The organism is Kitasatospora sp. NPDC048407 (assembly GCF_043200475.1).
GTDB lineage: Bacteria > Actinomycetota > Actinomycetes > Streptomycetales > Streptomycetaceae > Kitasatospora.
This window is the reverse complement of sequence record NZ_JBICXW010000007.1, coordinates 105,879-120,774: the sequence shown is the minus strand read 5'-3', so window position 1 is coordinate 120,774 and position 14,896 is coordinate 105,879. Positions and strand designations below refer to the sequence as shown.

Here is a 14,896-nt window from a genome sequence, read left to right as displayed (position 1 = left end):
CGGCAGTACTCGTCCACGCCCTTCTTCCACGAAAGCCCGACGCCCGCCCTGCCGGGCCCTACCGTGTCGGCATGACCGGAAGACCCCGCATGTTCGCCTACGTCGGCCCGCCCGAACTGCTCGCCCGCGCAGACCGAAGCACCCTCGGCCGCGCCATTCTCGCCCTCACCGAACTCGACCGCTGGCTGGCGGAGTTGACGCCCGCCGAGTGCGACGAGCCGGTCACCTACGTGGTCGACCCCACCGGCATGCTGCGGCTGGCACCGCGCCGCAGCGAGCACGTCGCGTGCGCAGGCGGGGCGGACGTCCTGGCGGCCGGTGAGATCCGCTTCGCCCGGCAGGACGGCGGCGGGTGGGCGGTCCGCGAGATCAGCAACCTGTCCACCGGCTACTGCCCGGACCTGGACAGCTGGCCGGCCGCCGCCGACGCCCTCGACCGGGCAGGCCTCACCGCCCGGCCGGACGGGTTCACCCATGCGTGCGCCTTCCGCCGCTGCCGGGCGTGCGCACAGATCAACCTGGTCAAGGACGATGACCTGACCTGCGCCGTCTGCGACACCGCCCTCCCCGCGGAGTGGAACCTCGCCGCACCGCGCCCGGCCGCGGCCGTGATCGACCTGCCGCTGCCGCCGGACGACTGGGCCGTCGAACTCGCCGCGACCCTCCGGGCGGTCGACAACGCGCCCTTCCTGCAGGCCGTTTCGTCCCGCGAGGTGCGGGTCCACCACCGTTCCGCCACCACCCTCGTGGCGGCACCCCGCCCGCACGGCGGCCCCGAGCCGACCTGGAGCCTGCTGGTTCGCGCCGCCCACCAGAGCTTCTGCGCGCACCTCCCGCTCAGCCTCGCGCCGGACGTCCTCTGGTACGCCGTGGTGCACGAGGTGGCGATCCATGTGCGGCTCAACTCCGAGACGTACGCCGGGATCTTCACCGACACGCCCGCGCACCAGCAGGAGATCGCAGTCCAGGACGACAGCCTGCTCGCCCCGGATCCGGACTGGAGCCGGTCGATCCGGCTGGTGCTCGAACCGCTGCGCGAGAAGCTCGGCGCGGAGGTCACCGACCTCTTCCTGCCCCGCTTCAGCACCACCACCCCGGACGACCTGTCCTCGGCCCTGGTGGCGCTGATGTCCGTGGTCGGCCCGTACTACCGCTTCACCTGGACGACCCTGTGCGGCATCCCGCGGATCCGCCTGGAGGGCACCGCCGAGGACTGGCAGCTGCTCGCCGGCCGGGTCGATTCCCTCGCGGCCCGGTTCGACGGCCTGCGCCCCTGGTTCGACGCGTTGCGCCCCGTCCTCGCCGAGATTGCCCGTACCGCCGCCGGCGGGCCCGTCGACGAGGACTTCTGGCGCTCGTTCTACAAGTGGAAGTCGCATTCCGGCGGCGAATCCGTCACCGGCTGGATCACCGCCCTGTTCGCCCACACCCAGACCCCGGACGGCCCGCAGCCCAAGACGTCCTTCGGCTGGCGGGGCGGAAGGAGTTACGAGCAGAAAGACTTCCCGTCCCACGTCTCCAGCGCCCGGTTCCGCTGGCAACGCCCGGACGGCGAGCGCGAGATGACGTTCCTGGCCGGCCTGCTCGGCCTCGAACGCGACGGCGACTACCTCCGCCCGCGCCTCGCCCACGCCGTCCTGGAACTCCTCCCGGACCGGCCCCACCCCGCCGACCGCCTGCTCCCGGACGGCTGGACCCACGCCCGGCTCCGCGAAGTCACCGGCGACCCCGTCGCCCGGGCCCTCCCCCTCGACCGGACGGTCACCGACGACGACGACCCCACCCGAACCGGCGCCTTCGAGCCCAGCCACATCGTCCAGGTCGGCTCGGACTACTACGTCCGGTCGGCGTCCGACGGCCACTGGCACCTCGGGGAATCCCTCCCCGGCACCGGGGAGATCGAGCTCTACGACCGCTTCGGCCCGGACCTGGACGAGGCGCTGGGGTACCGCGACTGATCGATCACCGGGAACGGCCCTGCGCCTGGCGGAGCGTCAGGGCCATACCAGGCAGTACAGCTGGTGCCCCGCCTCGTGCAGGCGGGAGGCGAAGTCCTGCCACTCGTGCAGCATCTGGTAGATGACGAAGGCGTCCCGCGGGCCGCGGCGGTCGGGGACGGTGGACCAGATGAACGCGGCGGCGCCGAGCTCGGGTTCGTCGGCCTTGCGGAGCGGTTCGACGACGGTGTGCGGGAGTTGGACCACCGCGTAGTCGGGGTGCAGGACCACCAGTTCGAGCGGCGGGACGTGGTGCAGCGGGACGCCCTGAATGCCCGTGAGGACCATCGCGCTCATCGTCTCGGGCTTGATCTTGGTGGAGAGGTGCCCGTTGCCGGAGCCACTGGTCTCCATCAGGTCGCCGAGCCGGCCCAGGGCGCCGAGCTCACCCGCGTCGAGGCCGAGGCCACCGGGGCCGAGGGCGGTGGGGACTCTGGCGGCGGTGGCGCGGTCCGGTGCGCCGAAGTACTTGTAGGTGACCCCCACTCTGCCCTCGCCCCTCCTTCCCCTGCCCGCTTCCCTGCCCCCGCCGGTCTCGTCCGGCCTGCGGGTACGCTCCGCGGCCTCGTCGAAACCGTCCTGCCTCTCGGACACTCGGACCATCCTCACCGGAACTCGCCGGAATCGACAGACCCCCGCATGTCCGACTTTCCCTCCGGACATGCCCCTTACCCGTCTGCTTGCGCGCTACACGAGCACGCGCTACACGACCTTACCTTCGCCACAGGCAGTGAGGGGAGCAGCACACGGATCATCGTTCCAGATGATCGGGCCCGACATGCAGAACGCAAAGACACGATTTGAGACCATGTTCGGGTAAGAGAGGCTCCAGGCCACCCCGCGGACCCAACGGATGAGCGAGCAGATGAGCTACCCGTACGAAGCACCCCAGTCCCAGTCGCTGTTCGAGCGCGCCTTGGCGGTCACCCCCGGCGGCGTCAACTCGCCGGTGCGGGCCTTCCGCGCGGTCGGCGGCACGCCCCGGTTCATGGTGTCGGGCAGCGGCCCGTACCTGACCGACGCCGATGGCCGCGAGTACGTGGACCTGGTGTGTTCCTGGGGCCCGATGCTGCTGGGCCACTCGCACCCGGCGGTGATCGAGGCCGTGCAGCAGGCGGTTTCCCGTGGTACCTCGTTCGGCACGCCCGGTCAGGGCGAGGTCGAGCTCGGCGAGGAGATCGTCGCCCGGATCGCCCCGGTCGAGCAGGTCCGCCTGGTCTCCAGCGGCACCGAGGCCACCATGTCGGCGATCCGGCTGGCCCGCGGCTTCACGGGCCGCGCCAAGGTGGTCAAGTTCGCGGGCTGCTACCACGGTCATGTGGACGCGCTGCTGGCCGCCGCCGGTTCCGGCGTCGCCACCTTCGGCCTGCCGGACACCCCGGGCGTCACCGGCGCGCAGGCCGGCGACACCATCGTGCTGCCGTACAACGACCTGGAGGCGGTGCGCGCCGCGTTCGCCGCGCACCCCGGCGAGATCGCCTGCGTGATCACCGAGGCCTCGCCCGGCAACATGGGCGTCGTCCCGCCGCTGCCCGGCTTCAACGGCGGCCTGGCCGAACTGTGCCGGGAGAACGGCGCGTTGTTCATCTCCGACGAGGTGATGACCGGCTTCCGCGTCTCCAAGGCGGGCTGGTTCGGGCTGGAGGCCGCCCGCGAGGGCTGGGCGCCGGACCTGCTGACCTTCGGCAAGGTGATGGGCGGCGGCTTCCCGGCCGCGGCGTTCGGCGGCCGCGCCGACGTGATGGCGCACCTCGCCCCGGCCGGCCCGGTCTACCAGGCGGGCACCCTGTCCGGTAACCCGATCGCCACCGCCGCCGGCCTGGCCCAGCTGCGCAACTGCACCGACGAGGTCTACGCCACCGTCGACAAGGTCGCCGCCGAGGTGTCCGGCCTGGTCACCGAGGCGCTCACCAAGGAGGGCGTGGCGCACCGCCTGCAGACCGCGGGCAACATGTTCTCGGTCTTCTTCACCGACCAGCAGGTCACCAACTACGACGAGGCCCGCCGTCAGCAGGCGTTCCGCTTCAACGGGTTCTTCCACTCGATGCTGAGCCAGGGCGTCTACCTGCCGCCGTCGGCGTTCGAGTCCTGGTTCGTCTCGGCCGCGCACGACGCGCGCGCGATCGAGCGGATCGCCGCCGCCCTGCCCGCCGCCGCCCGTGCCGCCGCCGAGGCCACCGAGGAGTCGAAGTGAGCGAGAAGAAGGACATCACCGTCGTCCACGTGATGCGGCACGGCGAGGTGCACAACCCGGAGGGCGTGCTGTACGGCCGGCTGCCGGGCTACCACCTCTCCGAGCTGGGGCGGCAGATGGCCGAGCGGGTGGCCGACCACCTGAAGGACCGTGACATCACCCACGTGGTGGCCTCTCCGCTGGAGCGCGCCCAGGAGACCGCCGAGCCGATCGCCAAGGCGCACGGCCTGACCGTCGCGGCCGACCCGCGGCTGATCGAGGCGGAGAACATCTTCGAGGGCAAGACCTTCGGCGTCGGCGACGGCTCGCTGCGCAACCCGGGGTACTGGAAGTACCTGACCAACCCGTTCAAGCCGTCCTGGGGCGAGCCGTACATCGACCAGGTGGTGCGGATGATGGGCGCGATCGCCGGCGCCCGGGACGCCGCGCGCGGGCACGAGGCGGTGTGCGTCAGCCACCAGCTGCCGATCTGGATCCTGCGCTCGTTCGCCGAGCGCCGCCGCCTGTGGCACGACCCGCGCCGCCGGCAGTGCTCGCTCGCTTCGCTGACCAGCTTCACCTACGAGGGTGACCGGATCGTCTCGATCGGCTACCGCGAGCCGGCCCGCGATCTGCTGCCGGCGCACCTGGTGGGCAAGGGCAAGAAGGGCGACAAGCCGGTCGGGAAGAGCTTCGGGGCGTAGCTCACATTGATGGTGCTCAGGTAAGCCTGGCCTGCCTGGAAAATGCCCGAATTAAGACGATCATAAATAAAGTATTCGCAGGTCAGAGGGGGTCCGGTCATCAACGCCGGACCCCCCTAAAACGGGCCGAAGAGCCATGCGAAACTTTTCACATGTCTTGGACGTCAAGCCGCCGCGCCCGCCTCACCGCCGCCCTCGGCGCGGCCACCGCCCTGGCCCTCACCGGGTGTGCCAGCTCCGGCTCCGGAGGCGGCTCGGTGGGCTTCATCACCGGCAAGGGCGGCATCGACACCGCCGCCGCCGGTCACCGGGTGGACGCTCCGGACATCAGCGGCACCGGGCTGGACAGCACCGCGCTCAAGCTCTCCGACTACCGCGGCAAGGTGGTCGTCCTCAACATCTGGGGCTCCTGGTGCAGCCCCTGCCGGGCCGAGGCCAAGGGCCTGCAGGAGAGCTCCCAGAAGTACGGCGACCAGGTCCAGTTCCTCGGCATCAACACCCGGGACACCGACCCCGCCAACGCCGTCGCGTTCGAGAAGAACTTCGGGATCACCTACCCGAGCATCTATGACCCGGACGGCACCCAGATCCTCAAGTTCCCCAAGGGCAGCCTCAACCCGCAGTCCATCCCGACCACCATCGTGATCGACAAGGACGGCAAGCTGGCCGCCCGCGCCATGCGCGCGATGTCCAGCGAGGACCTCGACAAGATGGTCGAACCGGTCCTCGCGGAGTCCAAGTGAGCGCCGCCCTGGCGGCGGCCGGGGTCGGCTACAACGACACCGTCGGCAGCGGCGCCCTGCTGGCCGCCCTGCCGATCGCGCTGGCCGCCGGTCTGCTCTCGTTCTTCTCGCCGTGCGTGCTGCCGCTGGTGCCCGGCTACCTCAGCTACGTCACCGGCTTCTCCGCCGCCGACCTCTCCGACGCCCGCGGCGCGCGCCGCGGCCGGATGCTGGCCGGCTCGCTGCTGTTCGTGCTCGGCTTCGCGGTGGTCTTCGTCTCCACCGGCCTGCTGTTCGGCTCCTTCGGGCAGACCCTGCAGGAGCACAAGCGGGTCATCTCGATCGTGATGGGCTCGCTCACCGTGCTGATGGGCCTGGCCTTCATGGGCCTGCTGCCCGGCTTCACCATGCGCGAGCTGCGTTCGCACCGCCGTCCCGCGGTCGGCCTGGCCGGCGCCCCGCTGCTCGGCGTGGTGTTCGGCCTGGGCTGGACGCCGTGCATCGGCCCGACCATGGCCGCCATCCAGTCGCTGGCGTTCAACCAGGCCAGCGCCGGGCGTGGCGCGCTGCTGATGGCGGTTTACTGCCTCGGCCTCGGCGTACCGTTCGTCCTGGCCGCGCTGGCCTTCCGCAAGGCGCTGGGTGCCTTCGGCTGGGTCAAGCGCCACTACCAGTGGGTGATGCGGATCGGCGGCGGCATGCTCGTCGCCGTCGGCCTGGCCCTGGTGACGGGGGCGTGGGACGCGCTGGTCAACCAGCTCCAGTACCTCACCCAGAACTTCTCGATCGGAATCTGAGCCGTGAGCGACACCAAGACCAGCCCCCAGCCGGCCGACGCCGCGGACCCGGACTCCCCGGACGTCGAGCGGCTCAGCACCGCGCCCGAGGAAGGCGAGATCCCGACCGGCAGCATAGGCGTCACCGGCTGGCTGCGCTGGGTCTGGCGGCAGCTCACCTCGATGCGGGTCGCCCTGCTGCTGCTGTTCCTGCTGTCGCTGGCGGCCATCCCCGGCTCGCTGGTCCCGCAGGAGGGCCCCGACACGATGAAGCTGGTGGCGTGGAAGGAGGCCCACAAGGGCATCACGCCGCTGTTCGAGAAGCTCCAGGTCTTCCACGTCTACAGCTCGTCCTGGTTCTCGGCGATCTACATCCTGCTGTTCATCTCGCTGGCCGGCTGCATCGTCCCGCGTACCTGGCAGTTCGTCGGCGTGCTGCGCTCGCAGCCCCCGGCGGCCCCGCGCAACCTGACCCGGATGCCGGTGTACGCGGCCTGGCACAGCGGCGCCGACCCGGAGACCGTGCACGCCGCCGCCCACGCGCTGCTGAAGAAGCGCGGCTTCCGGGCCCACGCCAACGGCAAGTCGGTCGCCGCCGAGAAGGGCTACCTGCGCGAGGTCGGCAACCTGCTGTTCCACTTCTCGCTGTTCGCGCTGCTGATCGGCGTCGCCTGGGCCGGCGTGGCCTCCGGCTCCGCCAGCAAGCTGGTGCTTGAAGGCCAGGGCTACTCCAACACCACCACCCAGATCGACGACTTCTACGGCTCGCAGTTCTACGGCGTGAACGACCTGGACAAGTTCGGCTTCAAGCTGGACGGCTTCACCGCCCGCTACCAGGAGACCGGCCCGCAGACCGGCACCGCCCGGCAGTTCACCGCCAACGTCCGTTACTGGACGGGCGACGACGCGACCAAGCTGACGAAGTCCACCATCGAGGTCAACCACCCGCTGGAGATCGGCGGCTCCAAGGTCTACCTGATCGGCCACGGCTACGCCCCGGTGGTGACGGTCAAGAACGCCAAGGGCGAGATCGTCTTCCGCGGCCCGACGCCGTTCCTGCCGCGCGACGCCAACATGACCTCGCCCGGCGTGATCAAGGTCAACGACTACGGCACCGACGCCAACGGCAACAAGACCCAGCTGGCGTTCCAGGGCTTCTTCCTGCCCACCGCGCCGGAGAACTTCAACGTGACCGGCCCGCGGTCGATGTTCCCGGGCGCCGCCGACCCGATGCTGGTGCTCACCGCCTACGCGGGCGACCTGCGCACCGACAGCGGCCTGCCGCAGAACGTGTACCAGCTGGACGACAAGGCGATGACCCAGCTGAAGGTCGACGGCGACATCGCCAAGGCCCGCCTCAAGGTCGGCCAGGCATGGGAGCTGCCCGACAACTACGGGACCATCAGCTTCGACGGCTACCAGCAGTGGGCCACCTTCACCATCTCGCACCACCCCGGCAACTCCGTCGCGCTGGTCGGCGCGGTCGCCGCGATTCTCGGCCTGATCGGCTCGCTGTTCGTCCAGCGCCGCCGGATCTGGGTCCGGGCCACCACCGGCGCCGACGGCCGCACCCTGGTCGAGGTGGCCGGGCTGGGCCGCAGCGAGTCCGCCCGCACCGCCGAGGAGCTCGCCGAGCTCGCCGTCGAGCTGCAGAACGACGCCCCGGCCACCGACGAGGAACCGGCCCCCGCCGGCCCCGCCGACGACACCGCTGACGACGACGCACCGGCTGCGGCCGACTCCCCGGCCGCAGCCGCCCCCACCGCCCCGGAAACCAAGGAGTAGACGGTGCTGCTCGCGCAGGTCAACCATGAGTTGGCCGATATCTCCAACAAGCTGGTCTACTCGGCCATGGCCGTCTACACCTTGGCCATGTTCGCTCAGATGTTCGAGTGGACGTTCGGTGCCAAGGGCGGCGTCGCCGTCCGCTCCCGGCAGCAGGCCACCCTCGGGGAGTCGGTCAGCGACTCCGCCGACGCGGCGAAGGGCGTGCGCAAGGTCAGCGTCACGGTGGCCTCGCAGGGCGGCGGCACCGCCACCCTGACCCGCACCGCGCTGGCCGACGCCGGCGCCACCACGGTGACCAGCGGCCGCGGCGACGACACCCCGGCCGACGGCCTCGGCCCGGCCGGCAGCAGCGAGAAGGCCGACGTGGCCGGCCGGATCGCGGTCTCGCTGACCGTGCTCGGCATGCTGCTGCACATCGGTGGCGTGGTCACCCGCGGCCTGTCGGTGATGCGCTGGCCGTGGGGCAACATGTACGAGTTCTCCGTCGCGTTCGGCCTGATGATGGTCGCTTCGTACGTCGTGCTGCTGGCCACCAAGAAGAACGTGCGCTGGCTCGGCCTGCCCGTGGTGATCGCGGTCCTGCTGATCCTCGGCGTCGCCGTCAGCGTGCTGTACACCGAGTCCGAGCAGCTCGTCCCGGCGCTGCACTCCTACTGGCTGGGCATCCACGTCTCCACCGCGACGATCTGCGGCGGCGCCCTCTTCGCGGCTGCCGTCGCCACCGGTGCCTACCTGCTCAAGGACCGCTACGAGCACCGGATCGCGGCCGGCCTGACCGTCCGGGCCGCCAACTTCATGGACCGGCTGCCCGCGGCGAGCACCCTGGACAAGCTGTCCTACCGGATCAACGCCCTGGTCTTCCCGCTGTGGACGTTCACCATCATCGCGGGCGCGATCTGGGCCGAGGCCGCCTGGGGCAAGTACTGGGAGTGGGACCCGAAGGAGACCTGGTCGTTCATCACCTGGGTCGCCTACGCCGCCTACCTGCACGCCCGGGCCACCGCCGGCTGGCGCGGACGCAAGGCCGCCTACCTGGCCCTGCTCGCCTTCGCCTGCTGGCTGTTCAACTTCTACGGCGTCAACATCTTCGTCACCGGCAAGCACTCGTACGCCGGTATCTGACGCCCCGCCCCACCTGCTCCACCACCCCCTGATCCACCCCCGAGATCCACAAAGCCGCGAGGAGGGCCGCACCATGGAGTGCGACGAGGTCATCATGACCGTCCGAATCACCGCAGCGGAACGTGCGCTGCTGCGACGGCTCGCCCAGGGCCATCACAGCGATGTCTCCGAGGTCGTCGCCGACGGCCTGCTGGACGTTCTGCCCACGCTGCACTGCCCGGCGGACGCCCACCGGCTGCTCGCCGCGCTCGCCACCCCGGCGCCCTGCGCGCTCACGGTGTGGCTGCCGACCGAGCTCGCCGACCTGCTCACCATCGCCACCGCGCGGATCGCCCACTCCACCGGCGTCCGCCTCGGCTCGTCCTGCATCATGCTCGGGGCCGCGGTGCGGCTCTGGCTGGCCCAGGACCCGCAGCGGCTGGCGGCCAACCTCATCACCATGCACGCCGGCCGCCCTGCGGCGCTGGCCGCGGCGTAGCAGCACGCAACACGCGAGGGGCTCCGGAGGCACTGCCTCCGGAGCCCCTCGCGTGTTCACGCTTACGCGGCCTGCTGCCAGCTGACCGGGGAGAAGTACGCCGGGCGGCGCTCGATCCGGGACCAGGTGGCGATCGGCTCGACGACCTGGTTGGCGGCGGCGACCGCCGAGGCCTGCGCGGCGCGGGCGGCCAGCACGGCGGTCAGGGCGGCGAGCTCCTCGACGGACAGCGAGCCGCGGACGATGCGGACGAGAGGTTCGTTCATGGTTCCTGTTTCTCCCCCAGGCTGGCGGCTGAACGGTGGTGTCGGGCGCGACGCACCGGTTACATCGGCGGGTTGCCGTGCTTGCGGCTCGGCAGGTCGGCGTGCTTGGTGCGGAGCATGGCCAGCGAGGAGGCCAGCACGGCCCGGGTCTCCGCGGGGTCGATGACGTCGTCGACGAGGCCGCGCTCGGCCGCGTAGTACGGGTGCATCAGCTCGCTCTTGTACTCCTTGATCTTCTGCGCGCGCATCGCCTCGGGGTCCTCGGCCCCGTTGATGTCACGGCGGAAGATCACGTTGGCGGCGCCCTCGGCGCCCATCACGGCGATCTCGTTGGTCGGCCAGGCGAAGGACAGGTCCGCGCCGATCGAGCGGGAGTCCATCACGATGTACGCGCCGCCGTAGGCCTTTCGCAGGATCAGCTGGATGCGCGGCACGGTGGCGTTGCAGTACGCGTACAGCAGCTTGGCGCCGTGCCGGATGATGCCGTCGTGCTCCTGGTCCACGCCGGGCAGGAAGCCGGGCACGTCCAGCATGGTCACCAGCGGGATGTTGAACGCGTCGCACATCTGCACGAAGCGCGCGGACTTCTCGGAGGCGTTGATGTCCAGCACGCCGGCCAGCGACTGCGGCTGGTTGGCGATGATGCCGACCACGTGGCCGTCCACCCGGGCCAGCGCGCAGATCACGTTGGTCGCCCAGCGCTCGTGGACCTCGAGGTACTCGCCGTGGTCGACGATCTCCTCGATCACCTTGCGCATGTCGTACGGCCGGTTGCCGTCGGCCGGGACGAGGTCCAGCAGCGAGTCGTTGCGGCGGTCCACCGGGTCGTCGTTGGCGACGGTCGGCGGCATCTCGCGGTTGTTCTGCGGCAGCAGCGAGAGCAGGTAGCGGACCTCTTCGATGCAGGACTGCTCGTCGTCGTAGACGAAGTGCGAGACACCGGACACCGAGGAGTGGACGTCGGCGCCGCCGAGGCCGTTCTGGGTGATCTTCTCGCCGGTGACGGCCTGGACCACGTCCGGGCCGGTGATGAACATCTGCGAGGTCTCACGGACCATGAACACGAAGTCGGTCAGCGCGGGGGAGTACGCGGCGCCGCCGGCGCACGGGCCGAGCATCACCGAGATCTGCGGGATCACGCCGGAGGCGCGGGTGTTGCGCTGGAAGATGCCGCCGTAACCGGCCAGCGCGGTGACGCCCTCCTGGATGCGGGCGCCGGCGCCGTCGTTCAGCGAGACCAGCGGGGCACCGGCCGCGATGGCCATGTCCATGATCTTGTGGATCTTCTGCGCGTGGGCCTCGCCCAGCGCGCCACCGAAGATCCGGAAGTCGTGGGCGTAGGTGAAGACGGTACGGCCGTGGACGGTGCCCCAGCCGACGATCACGCCGTCGGTGTGCGGCTTCTTCGCCTCCAGGCCGAAACCCTGCGCGCGGTGCCGGCGCAGCGGCTCGACCTCGCGGAACGAACCCTCGTCCAGCAGCAGCTCGATCCGCTCCCGGGCGGTCAGCTTGCCCTTGGCGTGCTGCGCCTCGGTGGCCTTCTCGCTCGGACCCCGGCGGACCTGCTCGCGCAGCTCGTGAAGTTCGGTGACCCGGCTACGGGCATCGGCCGGAGCCTCGCCGCCGACCGGCGCATCGTGCAGGACCGTCATCTCGAACCTCTCCAAGGTCACGTGAGCCAGCGAACACCTCTTCTGTTACGACAGTACGAGCCAGTGCGCCCGCGTTTCGGCGTCGGTTCCGTACAAGGTCGGACGCCGATCGCTGTAGAGGACGCACAGAAGGGGGCGCACGGGCCTACCGCCGGGTCACTCCGGGCGGGTCCTGGGGGATACCCCCACCGGGATCTCCCGGACCAGTGAATTGGCAGGTCAGCGGCAAGATGGAGGGCATACGAAGGCCACCGGAACGAGGCCCCCCGAAAGGGGCGCGCGAAGGCCGGCGGCCGGATGGAGCGGAACTGGAGAACGCCTGGATCGTAGGGATCCGCCAAAAGCGGGATCAGGCCTTGGAGCCGTCGCCTTCCTCGGGACGTTCGCCCCTTCGGCGCAGCTCCTCTTCGCGGCGCCGCAGGTCGGCCTCCCACTGCTCCAGCAGCTGCTCGTGCTGCTGGTTGCCGCGGTTCAGCGAAGCCAGGAACTCCGGGTCGTCGTCCGGCGCGAGCGGGCGCCCGCGCTCCGGGAACCCGGCGGCCGGGCCGGACGGCCACGACCCCCGCCGCCGTCGGGCGGCGGCCCGGTCCTTGCCGGCCACCAGCCAGGCGATCGAGCCGACCAGCGGGAACAGCAGCACGATGATCACCCACACCACCTTCGGCAGGTGGCGTATCTCGTCCTCCGGGGTGGTCAGGCAGTCGATGAACGCCCACACCCACAGGGCCAGCAGTGCCACCGTGGGGACGACTCGCAGAAGCACAGCGCAGAACTCCGAAGTACGTTCGAACAGGACCCTTGGCGGGCTCAGGTTAGCCCGTATCGGATACTGACAGGTATGGCATACGACGATCTCCGTTCCTTCCTCCGGGCCCTGGAACGCGACGGTGACCTGAAGCGGATCAAGGTGGAGGTCGACCCGTACTTGGAGGTCGGTGAGATCGTCGACCGGGTGCAGAAGGCCAAGGGCCCCGCGCTGCTCTTCGAGAACGTCAAGGGCTCGGCGATGCCGCTGGCCATGAACGTCTTCGGCACCGAGCGCCGGCTCTCCAAGGCCCTCGGCCTGAAGTCCCCCGACGACATCGCCGAGAAGATCGGCGGCCTGCTCAAGCCCGAACTGCCGCACGGCTTCACCGGCTTCCGCGAGGCCTTCGGCAAGCTCGCCTCGATGGCACACGTCCCGCCGAAGAACGTGAAGTCCGGCGACGCGCCCGTGCACGAGGTGGTGCTCACCGGCGACGACGTCGACCTTGAGCAGCTGCCCGCGCTGTTCACCTGGCCCGAGGACGGCGGCTCCTTCTTCAACCTCGGCCTGACCCACACCAAGGACCCGGACTCGGGCATCCGCAACCTCGGCCTGTACCGGCTGCAGCGGCACGACAAGCGCACCATCGGCATGCACTGGCAGATCCACAAGGACAGCCGCAACCACGCCGCGGTCGCCGCCAAGCGCGGCGAGAAGCTGCCCGTCGCGATCGCCTTCGGCTGCCCGCCCGCCGTCACCTACGCCGCCACCGCCCCGCTGCCCGGCGACATCGACGAGTACCTGTTCGCCGGCTTCGTCGCGGGCGAGCGGACCCGCATGGTCGACTGCAAGACCGTCCCGCTGCAGGTCCCGGCGGACGCCGAGGTCGTCCTCGAAGGCTGGCTGGAGCCCGGCGAGATGCTGCCCGAGGGCCCGTTCGGCGACCACACCGGCTTCTACACGCCGCAGGAGCCGTTCCCCGCGCTCACCATCGACTGCGTCACCATGCGCCGCCGCCCGATCCTGCAGTCCATCGTGGTCGGCCGCCCGCCGACCGAGGACGGCCCGCTCGGCAAGTTCACCGAGCGCTTCTTCCTGCCGCTGCTCAAGGTGATCATCCCGGACATCGTCGACTACGACCTGCCCGAGGCCGGCGGCTTCCACAACTGCGTGATCGTCTCGATCGACAAGAAGTACCCGAAGCACGCGCAGAAGGTCATGCACGCCATCTGGGGCGCCCACATGATGTCGCTGACCAAGCTGATCATCGTGGTGGACGCCGACTGCGACGTCCACGACTACCAGGAAGTCGCCTGGCGGGCCCTCGGCAACGTCGACTACAGCCGCGACCTGTCCGTCGTCGAAGGCCCCGTCGACCACCTCGACCACGCTTCCTACCAGCAGTTCTGGGGCGGCAAGGCCGGCATCGACGCCACCCGCAAGCTCCCCGAGGAGGGCTACACCCGCGACGGCGGCTGGCCCGAGATGGTCGCCTCCGACCCGGCGACCGCCGCCCGGGTCACCCGCCGCTGGAAGGAATACGGGCTGTGACCACCGCCGCCTTCGAAGCCCCGAAGAGCAGGACCAAGGCCTTCCTGCGCCTGGTCATGATCGAACACTCGATCTTCGCCCTGCCCTTCGCCTACATCGCCGCCCTCACCGCGATGTTCCTCGCCGACAAGTCCGTGCACTGGGGCCAGCTGCTGCTGGTCACCATCTGCATGGTCGGCCTGCGCACCTTCGCGATGGCCGCCAACCGGATCATCGACCGCGAGATCGACGCCCGGAACCCGCGCACCGCGAACCGCGAACTCGTCACCGGCGCCGTCTCGGTGCGCACCGCGTACATCGGCTCCGCCATCGCCCTGGTGGTCTTCCTCGGCTCCGCCGCCCTGCTCAACACCCTCTGCCTGGTGCTGGCCCCGGTCGCGGTGATCCCGATGGTGGTCTACCCCTACGGCAAGCGGTTCACCGACTTCCCGCAGGCCATCCTCGGCATCGCCCAGGCCATGGGCCCGGTCGGCGCCTGGCTCGCCGTCACCGGCAGCTGGTCCTGGGAGGCGGCCGTCCTCGGCCTCGCCGTCGGCATCTGGATCGGCGGCTTCGACCTCATCTACGCCTGCCAGGACGTCGCCGCCGACCGCGGCATGGGCGTCCGCTCCGTCCCCGCCCGGTTCGGCATCCCCGCCGCCATCAACGGCGCCCGGGTCTGCCACGCCCTCACCACCGCACTGCTGATCTGGTACGCCGTCCTCACCGACGCCGGCGCCTTCTTCTGGTGCGGCCTCGCCGTCGTCGCCGGCGCCTTCGTCTACGAGCACACCATCGTCAAGCCGCACGACCTGTCCCGCCTCAACCGGGCGTTCTTCCAGACCAACGGCTTCGTGGGCATCTCGCTGTTCGCCTTCGCCCTGATCGACCTGATCGCCCGGGGCCTCACCGTGTGAGGCCGTGCAACCAGGGGGCGGAACTG

Annotated in this window: 14 protein-coding genes; 10 read left to right on the top strand and 4 right to left on the bottom strand. The window is 70.5% G+C overall.

What is annotated here, in order from left to right; genetic code table 11:
- Nucleotides 1-71 precede the first annotated feature (71 nt).
- Complete coding sequence (locus ACGFWJ_RS16140) at nucleotides 72-1,958, top strand: DUF4419 domain-containing protein (protein WP_392949644.1); 1,887 nt, start codon at nucleotides 72-74, stop codon at nucleotides 1,956-1,958.
- A 36-nt stretch (nucleotides 1,959-1,994) separates the two neighbouring features.
- Here ACGFWJ_RS16140 and ACGFWJ_RS16135 read toward each other — a convergent pair whose 3' ends face one another.
- Nucleotides 1,995-2,600: a hypothetical protein gene (locus ACGFWJ_RS16135; protein WP_387644982.1), complete on the bottom strand. Its 606-nt coding sequence runs from the start codon at nucleotides 2,598-2,600 to the stop codon at nucleotides 1,995-1,997.
- A gap of 250 nt (nucleotides 2,601-2,850) precedes the next feature.
- On the opposite strand from ACGFWJ_RS16135, the gene hemL reads away from it, so the two are divergent.
- From hemL to ACGFWJ_RS16100, 7 genes are all read left to right on the top strand, one after another.
- Entirely contained in the window at nucleotides 2,851-4,191 is a 1,341-nt protein-coding gene (hemL, locus tag ACGFWJ_RS16130; protein WP_392949641.1) for a glutamate-1-semialdehyde 2,1-aminomutase, read from the top strand.
- A gap of 32 nt (nucleotides 4,192-4,223) precedes the next feature.
- Nucleotides 4,224-4,874, top strand: coding sequence for a histidine phosphatase family protein (locus ACGFWJ_RS16125; protein WP_380484498.1), 651 nt, complete (start codon nucleotides 4,224-4,226; stop codon nucleotides 4,872-4,874).
- Between the two features lie 152 nt (nucleotides 4,875-5,026).
- Nucleotides 5,027-5,617: a TlpA family protein disulfide reductase gene (locus ACGFWJ_RS16120; protein ID WP_392949638.1), complete on the top strand. Its 591-nt coding sequence runs from the start codon at nucleotides 5,027-5,029 to the stop codon at nucleotides 5,615-5,617.
- Nucleotides 5,614-6,393, top strand: a complete 780-nt coding sequence (locus ACGFWJ_RS16115; protein ID WP_387861070.1) for a cytochrome c biogenesis CcdA family protein — start codon at nucleotides 5,614-5,616, stop codon at nucleotides 6,391-6,393. The genes ACGFWJ_RS16120 and ACGFWJ_RS16115 overlap by 4 nt, the downstream gene beginning before the upstream one ends.
- A 3-nt stretch (nucleotides 6,394-6,396) precedes the next feature.
- On the top strand, nucleotides 6,397-8,157 hold the full coding sequence (locus ACGFWJ_RS16110) for a cytochrome c biogenesis protein ResB (protein ID WP_392949635.1): 1,761 nt from the start codon (nucleotides 6,397-6,399) through the stop codon (nucleotides 8,155-8,157).
- A gap of 3 nt (nucleotides 8,158-8,160) precedes the next feature.
- A complete protein-coding gene (gene ccsB / locus ACGFWJ_RS16105; RefSeq protein ID WP_392949632.1) occupies nucleotides 8,161-9,282 on the top strand; it encodes a c-type cytochrome biogenesis protein CcsB in 1,122 nt (373 codons plus the stop codon).
- Between the two features lie 73 nt (nucleotides 9,283-9,355).
- Nucleotides 9,356-9,760 carry a hypothetical protein gene (locus tag ACGFWJ_RS16100; RefSeq protein ID WP_043914717.1) on the top strand — a complete coding sequence of 135 codons (405 nt, stop codon included), beginning with the start codon at nucleotides 9,356-9,358 and terminating at the stop codon, nucleotides 9,758-9,760.
- 62 nt (nucleotides 9,761-9,822) lie between these two features.
- On the opposite strand, the gene ACGFWJ_RS16095 is transcribed toward ACGFWJ_RS16100, so the two are convergent.
- The 3 genes from ACGFWJ_RS16095 to ACGFWJ_RS16085 all read right to left on the bottom strand — a co-directional run bounded on the left by ACGFWJ_RS16095 (nucleotide 9,823) and on the right by ACGFWJ_RS16085 (nucleotide 12,441).
- On the bottom strand, nucleotides 9,823-10,026 hold the full coding sequence (locus tag ACGFWJ_RS16095) for an acyl-CoA carboxylase epsilon subunit (RefSeq protein WP_387644255.1): 204 nt from the start codon (nucleotides 10,024-10,026) through the stop codon (nucleotides 9,823-9,825).
- 59 nt (nucleotides 10,027-10,085) lie between these two features.
- Nucleotides 10,086-11,678: an acyl-CoA carboxylase subunit beta gene (locus ACGFWJ_RS16090; RefSeq protein ID WP_387644985.1), complete on the bottom strand. Its 1,593-nt coding sequence runs from the start codon at nucleotides 11,676-11,678 to the stop codon at nucleotides 10,086-10,088.
- Nucleotides 11,679-12,027: 349 nt separating this feature from the next.
- Nucleotides 12,028-12,441, bottom strand: coding sequence for a PLD nuclease N-terminal domain-containing protein (locus tag ACGFWJ_RS16085; protein WP_387644258.1), 414 nt, complete (start codon nucleotides 12,439-12,441; stop codon nucleotides 12,028-12,030).
- Nucleotides 12,442-12,516: 75 nt separating this feature from the next.
- Here ACGFWJ_RS16085 and ACGFWJ_RS16080 point away from each other — a divergent pair, with 75 nt between their 5' ends.
- Nucleotides 12,517-13,974: a menaquinone biosynthesis decarboxylase gene (locus ACGFWJ_RS16080; protein ID WP_387644261.1), complete on the top strand. Its 1,458-nt coding sequence runs from the start codon at nucleotides 12,517-12,519 to the stop codon at nucleotides 13,972-13,974.
- On the top strand, nucleotides 13,971-14,870 hold the full coding sequence (gene mqnP, locus ACGFWJ_RS16075) for a menaquinone biosynthesis prenyltransferase MqnP (RefSeq protein ID WP_387861074.1): 900 nt from the start codon (nucleotides 13,971-13,973) through the stop codon (nucleotides 14,868-14,870). The genes ACGFWJ_RS16080 and mqnP overlap by 4 nt, the downstream gene beginning before the upstream one ends.
- Nucleotides 14,871-14,896: the final 26 nt, after the last annotated feature.

Coding starts and splice junctions, on each gene's coding strand:
- ACGFWJ_RS16140 (WP_392949644.1), top strand. CDS start 72: ATGACCGGAAGACCCCGCATGTTCGCCTACGTCGGCCCGCCCGAACTG.
- ACGFWJ_RS16135 (WP_387644982.1), bottom strand. CDS start 2,600: ATGGTCCGAGTGTCCGAGAGGCAGGACGGTTTCGACGAGGCCGCGGAG.
- hemL (WP_392949641.1), top strand. CDS start 2,851: ATGAGCGAGCAGATGAGCTACCCGTACGAAGCACCCCAGTCCCAGTCG.
- ACGFWJ_RS16125 (WP_380484498.1), top strand. CDS start 4,224: ATGCGGCACGGCGAGGTGCACAACCCGGAGGGCGTGCTGTACGGCCGG.
- ACGFWJ_RS16120 (WP_392949638.1), top strand. CDS start 5,027: ATGTCTTGGACGTCAAGCCGCCGCGCCCGCCTCACCGCCGCCCTCGGC.
- ACGFWJ_RS16100 (WP_043914717.1), top strand. CDS start 9,356: ATGGAGTGCGACGAGGTCATCATGACCGTCCGAATCACCGCAGCGGAA.
- ACGFWJ_RS16095 (WP_387644255.1), bottom strand. CDS start 10,026: ATGAACGAACCTCTCGTCCGCATCGTCCGCGGCTCGCTGTCCGTCGAG.
- ACGFWJ_RS16090 (WP_387644985.1), bottom strand. CDS start 11,678: ATGACGGTCCTGCACGATGCGCCGGTCGGCGGCGAGGCTCCGGCCGAT.
- ACGFWJ_RS16080 (WP_387644261.1), top strand. CDS start 12,517: ATGGCATACGACGATCTCCGTTCCTTCCTCCGGGCCCTGGAACGCGAC.